Below are 15,550 nucleotides of genomic sequence, written 5' to 3' on the forward strand. Positions count from 1 at the left end.
TGAATATGCTACCTGTAGAAATACGACCATGTTTAATTACACTTTAGGAAGATAACTTAAAAAAAATTTACTATTTCTAGATTTATGACAGTTTCACCATGTCGTAGTAACTTTGTTGTAGAACAAAAAGACCTCTACCAATTTTTGTTAGCTGTTCAAGAAAACTGCCTCAAAAATAATTGTAGGCAAATTGTGAGCATTTCCCTAGCAATTGACTGGGTTGATCCTCTGATAGTATTGGATAAATTAGCGCAAGCAAATGAAATAAATTTTTACTTTGAGAATAAAAGTAAAGTTGAGGCGATCGCAGCTATCGACGCAGTGACAAAAATCCAAATTAATGGCAAAGACCGCTTTCATCAAGCTGAATATTTCATTAAATCTAATCTAAAAAATATAATTAATTTTGGTGATACTAGTAAAGCTTTTACTGGGGCGCACTTTTTTTGTTATTTCAGCTTTTTTGATCAAACGCACCAAGTTGATTATCCATTCCCTTCAGCTACTGTTTTTTTACCACGTTGGCAAGTAGCTGTCAAAAATGATCAATGTATCTTAGTCATAAATACTATTGTTAATGCTAGTTTTAATATTCCGTTATTTTTACAAACACTTACCAATAAAATAGAAACTCTTAATTCCTTAAAACGTTATTCGCCGAATCCAGATTATTTTCCTGCGATTTTTACGAGAAAATCAATCAAAGATACAGAACATTTTAAGCATTCCGTAATCTCAGTTTTAGAACAAATTCATTCTAATCATCTTAGCAAAATTGTCCTAGCAGATGTTTTAGATGTGAACTCAAATCAGAATTTTAGTTTATTTCACTCATTAAATAACCTGCGTAAAACTCATCCAAATTGTTATATCTTCTCTACAAGTAATAGCAAGGGACAAAGTTTTATTGGTGCGAGTCCAGAAAGGTTAATTAGTATCCATAATCAACAATTAATTACTGATGCTTTAGCCGGCTCTGCACCCAGAGGTAAAACCCCTGCGGAAGATGCAGCCAATGCGAATCGTTTACTCAACAGCGAAAAGGAAAGACATGAACATTTATTAGTCATGAATTTCATTACACAACGCCTCACCCAACTAGGTTTATTACCCCAAATATTAGCCCCGCGTCTGCGACAATTATCTAATATTCAGCACCTATGGACACCAATTAGTGCGATCGTTCCGGCTAACGTCCATCCATTACAAATTGTTGCCCAATTACACCCCACACCAGCCGTAGCCGGTGCAGCCAGAGATATAGCCTGTACTGAAATTCGCCGTTATGAAAACTTTGAGAGGGGTTTATATGCTGCGCCTTTGGGTTGGGTAGACTCTCAAGGGAACTGTGAATTTATTGTGGGGATTCGTTCCGCATTAATTAATGGCGATCGCGCTAGACTTTATGCAGGTGCAGGTATTGTCGCCGGTTCTGATCCTGATCGAGAATTTGCCGAAATTCAACTCAAACTTCAAGCATTGCTAAAAGCATTAGTTTAAATACATTCTACTATGCCTGCTAAAGATAGATATCATGATGCTGTTAGAAAATCTCTAGAAAAAGATAACTGGCAAATCACCAATGATCCATTTATTTTAAGATGGGGTGCAAGAGATTTATATGTTGATTTAGGGGCAGAAAAGCTAATAGCAGCAGAAAAAAGCGGAGAAAAAATTGCAGTAGAAATTAAAAGCTTTATTGGTGCGTCTCCGGTAGCTGACCTAGAAAACGCTTTGGGGCAGTATATTTTATACTACGATATTCTTAGTCGTTTAGAGCCAGAGCGTTGTTTGTATCTTGCTATTCGCCAAGAAACATACTCAGAGTTGTTCCAAGAACCAATAGGTAAAATATTGATCGAGAATCAACGGCTTTGTTTACTCATATTTGATTCCGAACTGGAGGTAATTACTAAATGGATACCTTAGAAAAATATCGCCGAATTATCCGAACAATATTAACCGAATACTCTCAACTTCCCTACGCTTACGGAGAATTAGAAAGACAGCTAATTATTGATGAAAGTGCCAACCATTATTTACTACTCACACTTGGTTGGGAAAATAAACAACGTGTACATGGCTGTCTTGTTCACATTGATATTATCAATGATAAAGTTTGGATTCAAAGAGACGGCACTGAAAGCGGAATTGCGAATGAACTTGTCAGTGCCGGTATTCCTAAAGATAAAATTGTTCTAGCTTTCCAACCAGTTAATGTGAGACAGTATACCGAATTTGCAATTGCTTAGATTCCCTCTAAATCCCGATGAGTAAAAGCTTTAGCATTTGCCCCCGTGTAGGTAGCAACAATATGTCCATCACCGGTCACTTGATATTTATATGTGATTAATCCTTCTAAACCGACAGGGCCACGGGGAGGCATTTGTTGGGTACTAATCCCGACTTCTGCGCCAAAACCGTAGCGGAAACCATCCGCAAAGCGGGTAGAACAGTTGTGAAAAACTCCGGCGGAATTGACTAAGCCAAAAAATGTTTCTACTGTTGCTAAATCTTCTGTGATAATGGCATCTGTATGACGAGAACCATATTCGTTAATGTGAGCGATCGCAGTTTCTAATGAGTCTACAATTTTTACTGCCAAAATCAAATCACTATACTCTGTTTCCCAATCTGCATCAATGGCAGGCGCAATATTAGGTAATATTTTTAAAGTACCTTCATCACCTCGTAATTCTACATCAACTGCTTGTAAAGCTGCGGCGACTTGGGGCAGAAATTCCGGTGCGATCGCTTGATGTACTAACATAGTTTCAATGGCATTACAAGCAGCAGCATATTGGATTTTGGCATCAACAGCAATCTGCACAGCTTTATCAATATCAGCCGCTTTATCTACATACAGATGACAGATTCCATCAGCGTGACCAAGTACAGGAATGCGCGTATTTTCTTGCACAAACCTGACAAAAGAATTAGAACCTCTAGGAATAATTAAATCTACATATTTATCTAACTTTAAAAGTTCTAAAGTTTCTTCTCTAGTTGTGAGTAATTGCACCACATCAGGACTAACATCTGTTTGTGATAAACCTTGTTTAATCGCCTTGACTATCGCCTCACAAGAACGTACAGCTTCTTTACCACATTTGAGAATGACACCATTACCCGACTTAATCGCCAAAGAGACAATTTGAATCGCCGCTTCTGGACGTGCTTCAAAAATAATCCCCAACACACCCAAGGGACAAGTTACCCGTTTGAGAACCAAGCCAGTATCGAGTTCTCGGTTAATCTGCACCTGTCCCACAGGATCAGCTAGCTTACCAACATCCCGCACCCCAGCGATCGCATCTCTTAACTTATGTTCATCCAACTGCAACCTTTTATAAAGCGGTTTAGCGATACCCGCAGCCGTCGCCGCTTCACAATCAGCAATATTTGCAGACACAATCTCATCTTTTGCCGATTCTAACGCTTGGGCAATGGAGGCGATCGCTTGATTTTTCGCCTCAGTTGAGAGAATAGCCAGATGACTCGCAGCTTGGCGGGTTTGTTGGGCGATCGTATTCAGGGAAGAAGCAACTTGCAGAGTAGTCATGATTAATCAGAACTGTTATTGATGGCGAAAAACTTTAGCCTTTCCCCATCCTATAGCGTTTTTTCATCACATGACCTTTTTTGAATTCAAAATGCAAAATTCAAAATGAAGAGAAGAATGGAAATAATTAAAAAAGGGTGAACGAGCTTCAAATTACGAATTACGAATTACGAATTACGAATTACGAATTACTTTTTGTTGTACATGATATTTATGTCCCGCCATCGCCAAAGCTATAAAACCCCAAAGCACCATACCAGGCATTCCCAACATCCCACTATTGCCTAATAAGGTTGATAACATACCCAGGCTAATAGCTCTAGATGCAGCCATGAAAGTATCAAAACGGTATTCAGAATATTGAAACGATTTTGCAAACGCCATAAATATTCCGACTAAATAAAATACACCTCCAAACCAACCTAATGTAAAGAACATATCTAGAATGCCACTGTCAATTACAATCGGTTCTAAGATCCCTTTTTTATTAACAATAAAAGTATTACCTACACCATTACCTAAACCATTAGTTAAAGCACTATTAAGACCGTCTTCATATATTTTTTGTCTTACCTTAGCACTATCATCTTTATCCAACTGAGAAAACGTTTCAAACCGATCAGAGATGGTTTCAGAGAATTGTTCTATTTGCGTTAGTGGAATTACACAAAGTGCCATGAGCAAAATAGTTATAAAAAGGCGCATTTGCAGGTGTGCCTTTAATGAAGTGATAAAAGTAATAAATGCTATAAACCATCCGCCCCATAATGTACGGACTGTTGTGAGCAAGAAAGCCAAGTAAGCGATCGCAGAAGCAGGAATACGGATAAATGTTTTATTACTAAATAATAATAGTGACCCGGCCATCATCATAGCTGCATAGGGTGCAGGGGAAGCCATTGTACTCCAGATGCGTAGTTTCAACGGTTCAGGATCACCCATGCTAGTCAATTTTGTATTTACTAGCCAGAATACATCCCATTCAGGAGCAACTAAAAACTGGTAAATTCCATAGATTCCTGTTACTAACACACCCCAAAGGAAAGTACGCTCAATGGTACGACGGTACAGGGGATAATCTCGCCAGTGGATAAATAGGTAGAAACCAAATGTAATAGGCGTTAACCAGTCTAGAAGTCCCCGTGCCGCAGTGAAGGGTGTTGTTTTAATTATGCCTACGAGAAAGCCATAAAACACACCTAGAAAGGCTAAAACAAATGGTAAACTACCTTGGCGCAATGACTTCGGTAGTTCTTTTAAAAAAGTATGTAATGTTAATAATGTCACCAAGTATTGCGACACCAGCATAAAACGCGTAGGGTCCCAACCACTCTTATAATCAACTAAACGAGTCACAAACGGCGTTACAAACCAAATCCACCAGGTAAAACCCGTGTAGAGTAAGGGGTATCGCACATATAGAAAAATACCAATAGCGAAGGAAATAATCACATAAGCTGTCCGCAGAATGCCAGCCGCACCGCCGAAAATGCACACTGCGGAAAACAGCACGAGGAATAGTATAGCCGCCCAAGCTAACGGCGGTTGCTTTCCGAAACTCAAGTTTTGTTTCGGTGGACTATTGGGAAGCGTATGTATCTGAACCACTGAAAACCTCCAAATAATTCGTAATTCGTAATTCGTAATTCGTAATTGAATATTAGTTACTGTCTCCCTTGCCCTCTACCGTCTGTCTTCTCACCCTTGCCAGGTCTGCCAACCTTGCCAACGACCGCGCCAAGAAGCTAGTAATTTTTGTCCTGCTAACAGGCCTTCACTGGGAAGAAAGCGTAACCATTGAATAAAACCCATAGCATCCCTTGTGCCTACGAATGTTGCCCAGAACAAAAATACTAATTTTTGAGAGGGTGATAAGTGTTCTAGTAATGCTAAAGTTTCGTTGTGTACGGCATTAACTACAGCAATGGGATTGAATTGATGGCGTTGATCCTCATCAAATCGTTGCGCTGGAAAATGATTGACTCCCACCTGGGGATCGTAGATGAGTTTCCAACCAGCCCGCTTGAGGGAGAGACAAAAAGCTACCTCGAAGTGAACCTGTGCGCCTGTACCCAGCATCCGCCGATCAAAATGCAGTTTTTGAATAGCGGCACGGCGAAAGCTCATGTTGACTCCCTTAAGAACATCCACCTCACGGGGCGCACCTACACCTATATGATGATTACCAATGATGCGCCCAAACCAATGCACTTGACCAACGACTGGACAGACTCCATCTTCTAAGCGTTTGCCATGATATACCCAATCGCGTCCACCCACTCCAGCGATGCGATCGTCTGCGAGAAAATGGGATTCAATATGTGCTAGCCAGTTAGTGTGGGGAGCAGCATCATCATCAGTAAAGGCAATAATGTCTCCTTGGGCAACATCCAAACCAGCATTCATCGCTGCTACTACGCCGGGAATGCTGACTGTGGTAGCGCGTAATGGCAAAAGCTCAGGATCGAAGGTAGTGAGAAACTGCCAAGTTTCATAGTCAGAATCACGGACTACTATTACTACCTCGTCAACTGGTCGTGCTTGCTTTTGTAGGGCGGCAAAACAACGTGCTAGGTCTTGAGTACGGCGGTAAGTGGGAACGATTACTGTGATTTTCATCACTTTTTTAACTCCTCGAATAAATCCACATAGCACTGAGCCATTCTTGTCCAACTATGTTGTGTGGCGATCGCTCTAGCCGATTGACCCATTGTTTGTCTTAAATTGCGATCACTCGTCAAAGAAAACATGGCTTTAGCTAAACCTTCCACATCATCTGAGTCTGCCAAAACTATCCCAGCTTCAGGTTTAACTAAATCGGCTGCACCTGTACTACTAGCGGTAATCACAGGTAAACCAGAAGCCATTGCTTCAATTACTACTAAGCCAAAAGGCTCATACCGAGAAGGAAAAACTACAAAATCTACTGCTTTCATCAAGTCGGGAACATCACGGCGCAGTCCTAGAAAATGCACTCGCTCTTTTAATCCCAAAGATTCAGCTAACTGAAGATATGGGCTACCTTCCGTAATTCCAGCTACAGCTAGATGTAAATCAGGAACTTGTACTAAGGCTTTGAGGACTGTATCTAAATTCTTACGAGAGAGTCGAATATCCCCTGCAAACAGTGCTAGGGGGACTCCTTCAGGTAAATACCATTGCAGGCGATCGCTATTTCCTGGTGAAAATTCCTGCAAATCCACACCATTAACAATCACCTGGATACTCTGCGGTGATACGCCAATAGCTTGCAAATCCTTTGCCACTTTATTAGAAACCGCCACCACAACCCGCGCCTGACGAAAAGCCTGTTTTTCCCAGTGTGCGTTTAAAGCTGTGTACAACCACTGGTAAAAGTTATATAAAACTCGGCGTGACTTCGGTGCAGCCTTCCCAGAGGAGAATTTTAACCAAGAACTATGGACAAAATGCGCTGCATTTACATCACCAGGAGCATGGGTAATTGCACCATTAATTTTGACTAAATCAATCTCAGCGCGATGTTTACGCAACCAATTTGTACTAAAAATAGCAAAAATGATATTGCGGAGTAATTCCGTTGGCCATCCTTTCACCGGAATAGCAACCCAATTAACTTGGTCACTCTGCTCTAGTTCTAAAGCTACCTGACTGGCTAATAAAGTAACGTGATGACCGCGACGAATTGCTTCTAAAGCTATCTCATAGTTGACCCGTCCCTGACCATCACCTTTAATTACATTGTGCGTAACAATACATAGTTTCACAATTAAATATCCTGTTATAAAAGGATTGGGGACTGGGGAACTCGGGGCCCCCTCTGGGGATAAGGGGCAATGGGGATTGGGGTAAAATATCCTCTGCCCCCTGCTCCCTGCTCCCTTGCCCCATCTTCATCCCCACTTCAATTGAGACGACTGCCATAACCTTTGAACATGAGAACGACGGATAATTTCTGGCCAGGCTTGTAGTGAGCTACGTCTCCATAGATATACGGTCATATGCAGGAAATATACAAAACAAAAAACCGCTAACTTTAACACATTAGGAAATAAATTTTTATAGCGTTTAATGCCAACGTAGAGCCTAGCGGCTTCTATAGAAATTTCGTAGTAAGTTAAAGTACCAATGTCTGACACCATCAAAGAGCTTTTACCGTTGTCCCCAGTATTCAGCACTCGTAATTCTGGGCAGTGTAAAATCTTGTATTCCCGCTTCAAAGCTCGTAAACATAATTCTGCATCTTCGTAGCCAAAAAAGATATTTTCATCCCACTGTTCTTGGTCAAAAAACTGACGGGGGAAAATAGTGGCATGAATTGCTACAGTTTCGGGAATGTCACTAGCACAGAAATAGCCTCGAAAAGACAACTTGCCAGAAGCCATCACACATCCTTCAGGACTGTGACTAATGCCCGACAGAATGGTAAAATTTCTCTGTTCTGGAGATATTTCTGTGTATTGCGCGATCGCACGCGTAATAAAGTCTGGCTCTACACAAATATCATCATCAATAAAAGCTACAAAGTCAGTTTCAGAGCTAAGGATGGCATTTACAGCATTGTTACGGTTAGCACAAACACCAATTCGAGGGCCGGTCAGATAGGTGATGTGAGGATATTGTTGCACAATCTGATAATTGCGCTCTTGTACTTCTAGATCAGGTGAATCATCTGATACAACTACTGAATGAGGCTTAGTATCAGAATCCCATAGCGATCGCAGGCAATTTTCCAAGTATTGAGGGCGATTTCTCGTTGTGATGCAAACAGATACTCGCATTGTTTAGTGACCTTTGTGACTAAGTTAAATGAGAACTATTACGTAAGTCTTATAAGTGTTTCTCTAAGACGATTTCAGATAGCTGAAAGCTTTAGAAGTAGCTTTGGTTTTATGTTTTTGAGTACCAGTTAATCTTTTTAATAGCGATCGCGTCCCATCCCAGAGGATGATTCTAAACGCCGCTCTCATCACGGGAAAGGAAAAACTATACTTGAGTGCTGTTTGAATTTGCGCGATCGCTTCAGACATTTCATCTTGAGCTAACAACGCTTTCGCTAAATCTAAAGATAAAAATGCACAATTGAGCTTGGCTTTTTTGTGAGTTTTGCCATTGATAGCGTTGGGTAGATAAGATGTAAAAATCGTCTCTACAGTATCAAAAGTTTCTTGAATGAAGCGTTTACTTTTAGCATTAACTCGCGTAGCAGACAAAAAGTGTCTACGCCACATAGCTAAAGGTTGAACTTCAAACCACATCGGGTAGTTATGAAAAATTCTCACCCACATCTCCCAATCACCACTCAAGCCACAGCGTTTGTCAAATCCCCCCAAATGTTCATACACTTCACGGCGGACTACTGCAACTGATGGGACTGAAATACAGCAAAGCTCGGCAATTCGCTCCACCCAGTGACTAGGTAGCACACCACTTTCTGGCAATTCTAAAGTAGAGAATCCTTGCCAATTGCTATGCTCATCAATATAGATACTGCGACAAAAAGCAGCACCAATTTGTGGATTTTCGCTAAAAACTCCTTCCAGCTTTTGATAAAATCCATCACATACACAATCATCACTATGGAGAAGATGAATTAAATGACCGCGTGCTAATTCAAAGCAGGTATGAGAGTTGTTAATCAGACCCACATTTTGTGGTTGTTGATAAAACTCAACACGACCCTTACCCAGTTCTGCAACAACTGCGGCTGGATCATCTTCTGTGGAGCAATTATCAATCACTGTAATTTGCATAACGTCGGGGCCTGGATCTTGAGCCAAAACGCTAGCTAAAGTTTCACGCAGATATTCTGCACAATTGTAAGTAGGAATCATCACAGACCAAAGTGGGCGTGCAACTTCTTCTGCAAGTGGTGCGATCGTTGGACGATAAGGATTTGCTTGGCTCATAATCTTGATCACTAATAATCACATTTACTACTAAATTGTTGTGCTTTCCGTATGAACAGTTGGACGAGCCAAAAACTTTGCACTTTTAAATAAAAACCGAGCTAGGTAATATATTCGCTCTTGTGCAGTGTAAAAAGGCCATCCTAAAATCAACCGTGAGATTGCCCATACCTCGTTAATATCCCATTTGGATTGCTGATAATACTTTGTGCGCCGATACTGGAGGTTGCGAGATAAATCAACTCTTTCGGGATAACCAATACGTACTAAAAAGTCGTTAATATATTGGTTGGTCATCTCAATCCCTACCTGGGATTTAGCTTCTTGTTCATTAGTTACAGCACCTTTGGTGATGTGATTGTTTGCACCATGTATGCGATAACTCCCTAAATTTTCATGTAATGTTTTAATCTTGCCTAAGAAAGCTGTGCAGTAAATAATGCAACCATCTGCCCAAATCCGCCATTTAACAGGGTCGATAGGAAAAACTTTTTGTAATGCTTCACGGCGATAGGCTAGTCCAGATGTAGGAGGAAAACACCAAGCATTTCCTGTACTTAATATGACTGAGGCTAAATCCTCACTCAGTTTTGCCCCTTGGGTAGAAGCATTGTTGATTGTATTGTCATCGCCATCAATGATATCCAAATGGTGCATCACACCAACTACATCTGATGTATTAAACACCTCAACAATACGTTGAATTTTATGAGGTTGCCAAACATCATCGGCATCTAAAAAAGCAATAATCTCTCCACTAGCAGCCTCAAACCCAGCATTAAAAGCACCTCCTTGTCCTTGATTTGCTTGGAAGATAGCTTTGATTTTATCTGGAGCTTGTGCTTGAATTTGGGTGATGACATCACGACTATCGTCTGAAGAACCATCATCTACTATTACTAGCTCAATGTCTGAATAGGTTTGAGATAGAACAGAGTTAATTGCTCTAGAGAGATAGCGAGCGTAGTTATAGTTAGAAATAATAACAGAGACTTTCATAATAATTTCTTACGAGAGATGTAATAGCTGAATAACTTCTGAAAAACAGTGCTGAGTAGTAAGTTTTGTCAGGTGGCAATGCTGAAAATTAGCTAAAGCCCTTACTTCTACTTCGTTGTTATTGCCACCTGACGATTATTAAGAATGGTGCAAAATATCAGCCACCAACTAGCAAAAAATGAAAAAAACACTCTTTCCCTGTCACCTGTCACCTGTCACCTATCACCTGTATTTCTTAACAGATGAACCAAACAAATTAAGTCTGTAGTACATAAGCCCTCAATGATTCCCAGAATCTTCCAAGTCCTAGAGCAAATATCAATTTCCTAATTAAGACTTTCAGTTGCCAAGAGTAATATTGCAGAAACCATTTGCTAAACCAGACAATACTTTCTGTAGTTTGAAACCATCCACTGGCTTGGAGATGGTCAATCCACTGCAACTGTGCTGGATGCTCACACCCTATCTTCCAAGGTTTAGCTACACCAGCAAAATGGACAATATCAGGTTTGTGAATAAGTTCATCTTTGATATGACGAATTTCTTCCTTAAAGGGTGAGTCTTTCCAGCTTTCATAACACAGAATATGTGATATTACATTCCATTTCGGATGAAGCTTTCCCCATTTATTAGCAAGAACGGCGTTTAGTCCCTCTTGATCTCCCATCCTCACATATTCTGAATTTTCGCTGAAGTAGTGCCATACTTTCTGGCTAATCTCTTCCTCTCTCCATTTTGGTAAATTTATTACCAAAACTCCAGCGTTGAAATAAGGTGTATCAGGCGTTAGCCCTAATTCTTTGTAATTAATAATGCCTAAGCTTGAAGATACACATGGAATCACAAGATCAGTACAAGCAAGTAAAGCATATTTAGCGATTTCCTCGTTCCACAAATTTTTTAAGTTTCCCTTGACCAATAAATCACTATCTAAGTAAATAGCCTTGTTAAACTGCTCTGGGAGGATATCAGGGATGAGTAATCTCAGATAGGTAGCTACTGATACCCAATCAGGTGTTTTGATATGACTCAGTGATGTCAAATTACTAGGAGGAATCCATTTGAGGTGTAAATCAATGTGTTCAACGTTAAGCACTCGCTGAATACGTTGCTTGCTCTGATCAGTAATACCGCCGTCAATGATGTAAAGGTAGAGTGTACAACCCTTTTCTAGATTTACCAGTGCGGAGTAGAGTGTTACAGCCAAGGGCATAGCATAATTGTCATCGGCCCCACACACTACAACTAAGGGACTGTGATCTAATTCAGGAGTTATAAAAGTCATTCGGTTATTTATGGTATTTACTTGAGAGGGACATTTCAGAAAAAATCTAGTTGATCATGGTTCATAATTACCCTAAATGACCTGATTCATGTTGCATTTGGTGATATTTCCAGAGTTTGCCTTTGAGTTCCAATAGTTCTTGATAGCCACCTTGTTCGATGATGCGTCCTTGTTCTAGGACTACGACTTTATCGGCTTTGGCAATGGTAGATAATCTGTGAGCGATCGCAATTACTGTTTTACCAACAGATAGCTTTTCTAAAGACTCTTGAATTAAGCGTTCAGAAACAGAATCTAAGGCACTTGTTGCTTCATCTAGAATCAAGATTTCTGGGTTACGTAATAAAGCTCGTGCAATTGCTAATCTTTGTCTTTGTCCTCCAGATAAGCGTACACCTCTATCTCCTAATTGGGTGTCAAATCCTTCGGGCATTTCTAAAATAAATTCCAAGGCATTAGCTAGGTTTGCTGCTTCTTTAATTTGCTCTGGAGTAGCTTCTGGTGAACCATAGCTGATATTATTCCAAACAGAATTGTTGAAAATAAACGTGTCTTGACTGACAACGGCTATTTTGCGCCGGAGGGAATTAATATCAAATTTCTTGATATCAATATCATCTAAATAAATATAGCCTTCAGTCGCATCATGAAAGCGAGGAATTAAATCAGCTAGTGTTGTTTTACCTGCACCAGATGAACCAACCAAAGCTGTAGTTTTACCCTTTTCGATACTTAGAGTAACGTTATGCAAGATGAAATTATCAGCCGTGTAACCAAAATCTACAGATACTAAATCTATTGATCGCTTTAAGGTATTAAACTTGATTTTGCCATTTTTGAAATAAGGCTTATCATCAGTTCTCAACAGATTTTGAATAGTATCAGCAGAACCTTGTAAGCTGCTTAAAAATGCTCTTGTACCATTAATATCTTGAATAAAGGGGACAAGGCGAAACAATACAAAGAAAAAGGTTAACAGAGATGAAACTTGCAGCTTACCTTGAGTAACAAACATAGTAAAAGCGAGGAGAATCATCACAACTAAAACAGTAGTGGCTATAGCTTCTGCTATTGGTCTAACCAGTGTCCAGGTGACGATAACTTTAGTGGCAGAACTGAGGACTTGGTTGCTAGCTTTGTTGTAGCGATCGCGCTCAAAATCTTGTGTACCAAAGGCATGGACTGTACGAATACCATTAATAAACTCTACGGCTGCGGATGTAAAATTACCATTAGCTACCGACAATCCAAAACTACTTTCTCTAACTCTGGCATTCAAATTAGATAAGCCAACTGCTAACAATGAAAATAAGAAAGTCGAAAGTATTGTTAACTGCCAGGACATGACAAACATTGAGATTAAATAAACAATGACTGTCAAACCCCTAGTGAATAAAAATGCTGAACCGCCAAAAGCTTGCTTGACTCTTTCGATTTCTGTGGTAATGGTGTTAACTAGTTCACCAGAGCGAGTTTTAGCAAAGTAACTCAACTGCATAGCTTGCAGTTGCTCAAAAATACTCTTTCGCAGGCGATCGCCAAGATGTAATTGTGCTAATTCTGTATATACTTGGCTAAAATAATTAAACCCTGCTCGTAACCAAGTGCTGAATAAAATTAGAAAGGAAACCCGATATAAGCGGTTAATTTGCGCTTCTTTAGCACCCAAAACTAAAATATCAAACCATTCTATACCAGTCTTGACCGGTGGAGCATCAGGACTAGTTAAACTTTGCAAAAATGAAAGTAAAAATCCGATGCTTACACCTTCAAATGCTGCCGCTAGTACAGAAAATATCACGGCTAAAATTGCTATTTTGGGAAACTTTTTTAATTCCTGCAAAATCAAATAATTATCTTTCCACAAGCTAGTAGCTTTAAATACATTTCGCAGTGCTTTAGGTATTTTCAAAATCATGAGTATTTTCTAAAAATAATTTTGCCATATAGCGTTTCCTAGTCTGCTGAGATCCAAATTTATCTGCTTTCATCGAACTGATATAGGAAACGCTATATATAGAGTTCACTGTATCCTGGCTGTACTAATACAGCACGGCGGAAATAAAGATACCATTCTCAATCGTTCAAAGCCCTAAAATACAGGATTTTTGACTTTTGATTTTTGACTTCCTCATAGCGGTGCTAGTTAACTAATTTCTGCCGTAATTAATTGCAACAGTAAGATTTACCAATTACTAGTCGTATTCTCAAGAAAACTTGTATATTTAAAGATGCGGTAAAGCATCGAACCATAAAACCAATTCGCAATTCGCAATGGGCTAACGCCCCGCTCCGCTAACGCAATTCGTAATGGACTAAACCCGGATTTCTCACTAATTCTTGCAACCTCAGTCCAGAGTCCGTAGGGACTGGTTAAACGAAATCTTCGTGAATAATTCGAGTATATCTGTGAACCCGCCCCTACTGTTCGTGATAAATGCAGGTAAAGTCCTTACTACTAACTGGATGACCCTTTTTGAATTTTTAATTTTGAATTGGAGCGAAGCGACTTGACTTGGTAATTACTGTCAGAGTGATAGCCTCTTCTAAAGTCCAACAACGAGTTCCAATCAAACTCATTTCACCACGCAATACATTCCATAATTTTGGTAGATGTTCTAAACCCGATTTACGCAGCCAACGCCCTAAAGCTTTGTTATTTTGCTGATTCAAAGTAGAGAATTTGATAGCTCGAAACAGTTTACCTTTTTCTCCCACACGCCACTCACGAGTAAATATTGACTTTGGTGAATAAACCTGCATAACCATGATTAATACTGCCATGATTGGAATCAACAACAGCAGCAATACGCCAGCAATCACCCTGTCTATTAATTGCAACCACATTGCACCTTCGTTACCTCGTTTGAATAATTTAGAGCCAGAGGGGATGCGGAGAAATATGGGTTTATCAGCTTGTTCACAAGCCTCAGCCCAGAAACTTAACACAGTTTTACCCAGCTTGGCATCTATACTTACCAAATCGGTTGGTGAATGTTTTAAGCATTCTATTAACAATTGCTGATTATCTATAAAGGGCAAATATGGCTGGGGAAATTTGCTGAAAGACTTCACCAACAGTTGACCTCGCCGCCATTGAAGCGTGTATTGTGAAGAACGAGGCTCTTGTTGTTGTTGGGTTACAGGATAGAAATGATCAAAAGTTGGAACTATTGTACTTGTCATATGTCTTTGGATTTATACAAAGTAAATCACTGAGCTAATATCAAAGGCTGTCAATGCCAAAGACTTCGATGGTAATTTGGTGTTTTGCTCAAAACGGTAGATACTTGCGTGTAAAAATATCTTGGATTAACTTAGATAAGCAGCAAATATCTAACTTTAGTAGTTATGCTGATTTTGAGACTTTAAAAAACCTAGATACAAAGTAGATAGGTAGTAGTAAACATAATTAGCGAATTGCTTGGTAGATTTAGTTATGTCTAATACAGATTAGGGATGTTGAAGAGATGTAGAGGTAATTTACCTCATTAATACCTGAATAACTTAGTAATTATGTTTTCTGACGGTGATCTATCTACTTGCTTTAATAAATCTAAGAAATCTAGTCTAATATTGCCTTTGAGCCACCTAATATCAATTTCAATCTCTAGGATATAAGACTCTGTAGAAATGACTATATCTCTAGACCAATTCTTTATTTACTCTTTAAATAGATAGTATTTTTTGAGATAAATATAAAGCTGTTATAAATATACTTAATTATTTGGCAACAATATTTGGCTAAATTATTACACTAAAATAGTTTAATTATGACAAATAAATTTTTCAATTTATAGAGCAATTTTTAACTTA

Annotated in this window: 14 protein-coding genes; 4 read left to right on the top strand and 10 right to left on the bottom strand. The window is 39.4% G+C overall.

Annotation, left to right across the window (positions count from 1 at the left end):
- The first annotated feature begins 84 nt into the window (after positions 1-84).
- From L6494_RS07845 to L6494_RS07855, 3 genes are read left to right on the top strand one after another with little or no spacing between them, the layout of a single operon-like run.
- Entirely contained in the window at positions 85-1,500 is a 1,416-nt protein-coding gene (locus tag L6494_RS07845) for an isochorismate synthase (protein ID WP_237993524.1), read from the top strand.
- Positions 1,501-1,512: 12 nt separating this feature from the next.
- On the top strand, positions 1,513-1,929 hold the full coding sequence (locus L6494_RS07850; protein WP_237993527.1) for an element excision factor XisH family protein: 417 nt from the start codon (positions 1,513-1,515) through the stop codon (positions 1,927-1,929).
- Entirely contained in the window at positions 1,917-2,252 is a 336-nt protein-coding gene (locus L6494_RS07855) for a XisI protein (protein WP_237993529.1), read from the top strand. Before L6494_RS07850 ends, L6494_RS07855 begins: the two co-directional genes overlap by 13 nt.
- Here L6494_RS07855 and L6494_RS07860 read toward each other — a convergent pair.
- From L6494_RS07860 to hepC, 10 genes are all read right to left on the bottom strand, one after another.
- The gene (locus tag L6494_RS07860; protein WP_237993531.1) at positions 2,249-3,562 is read right to left on the bottom strand and encodes a glutamate-5-semialdehyde dehydrogenase; all 1,314 of its coding nucleotides are present in this window, start codon (positions 3,560-3,562) and stop codon (positions 2,249-2,251) included. The genes L6494_RS07855 and L6494_RS07860 overlap by 4 nt on opposite strands.
- A 174-nt stretch (positions 3,563-3,736) precedes the next feature.
- Complete coding sequence (locus L6494_RS07865) at positions 3,737-5,170, bottom strand: O-antigen ligase domain-containing protein (RefSeq protein ID WP_442946986.1); 1,434 nt, start codon at positions 5,168-5,170, stop codon at positions 3,737-3,739.
- A gap of 90 nt (positions 5,171-5,260) precedes the next feature.
- Positions 5,261-6,181, bottom strand: a complete 921-nt coding sequence (locus L6494_RS07870) for a glycosyltransferase family 2 protein (RefSeq protein ID WP_237993534.1) — start codon at positions 6,179-6,181, stop codon at positions 5,261-5,263.
- Positions 6,181-7,308: a glycosyltransferase family 4 protein gene (locus tag L6494_RS07875; protein WP_237993536.1), complete on the bottom strand. Its 1,128-nt coding sequence runs from the start codon at positions 7,306-7,308 to the stop codon at positions 6,181-6,183. The genes L6494_RS07870 and L6494_RS07875 overlap by 1 nt, the downstream gene beginning before the upstream one ends.
- 126 nt (positions 7,309-7,434) lie before the next feature.
- Complete coding sequence (locus L6494_RS07880) at positions 7,435-8,322, bottom strand: glycosyltransferase family 2 protein (protein WP_237993538.1); 888 nt, start codon at positions 8,320-8,322, stop codon at positions 7,435-7,437.
- A 63-nt stretch (positions 8,323-8,385) separates the two neighbouring features.
- Positions 8,386-9,450 (bottom strand): glycosyltransferase, encoded by a 1,065-nt coding sequence (locus L6494_RS07885; RefSeq protein WP_237993541.1) that lies wholly within the window; start codon positions 9,448-9,450, stop codon positions 8,386-8,388.
- A 30-nt stretch (positions 9,451-9,480) separates the two neighbouring features.
- Entirely contained in the window at positions 9,481-10,449 is a 969-nt protein-coding gene (locus L6494_RS07890; RefSeq protein ID WP_237993543.1) for a glycosyltransferase family 2 protein, read from the bottom strand.
- A gap of 256 nt (positions 10,450-10,705) precedes the next feature.
- Positions 10,706-11,734, bottom strand: coding sequence for a glycosyltransferase family 8 protein (locus tag L6494_RS07895; protein ID WP_237993545.1), 1,029 nt, complete (start codon positions 11,732-11,734; stop codon positions 10,706-10,708).
- Positions 11,735-11,801: 67 nt separating this feature from the next.
- A complete protein-coding gene (hepA, locus tag L6494_RS07900) occupies positions 11,802-13,652 on the bottom strand; it encodes a heterocyst formation ABC transporter subunit HepA (protein ID WP_237993548.1) in 1,851 nt (616 codons plus the stop codon).
- 566 nt (positions 13,653-14,218) lie between these two features.
- Positions 14,219-14,920 (bottom strand): heterocyst development glycosyltransferase HepC, encoded by a 702-nt coding sequence (hepC, locus tag L6494_RS07905; protein WP_237993549.1) that lies wholly within the window; start codon positions 14,918-14,920, stop codon positions 14,219-14,221.
- Positions 14,921-14,973: 53 nt separating this feature from the next.
- Between hepC and L6494_RS07910 the strand changes: the two genes are divergently transcribed.
- Entirely contained in the window at positions 14,974-15,126 is a 153-nt protein-coding gene (locus tag L6494_RS07910; protein WP_237993550.1) for a hypothetical protein, read from the top strand.
- Positions 15,127-15,550: the final 424 nt, after the last annotated feature.

This window comes from Nostoc sp. UHCC 0870 (assembly GCF_022063185.1).
In the GTDB taxonomy this organism is placed as follows: Bacteria; Cyanobacteriota; Cyanobacteriia; order Cyanobacteriales; family Nostocaceae; genus Trichormus.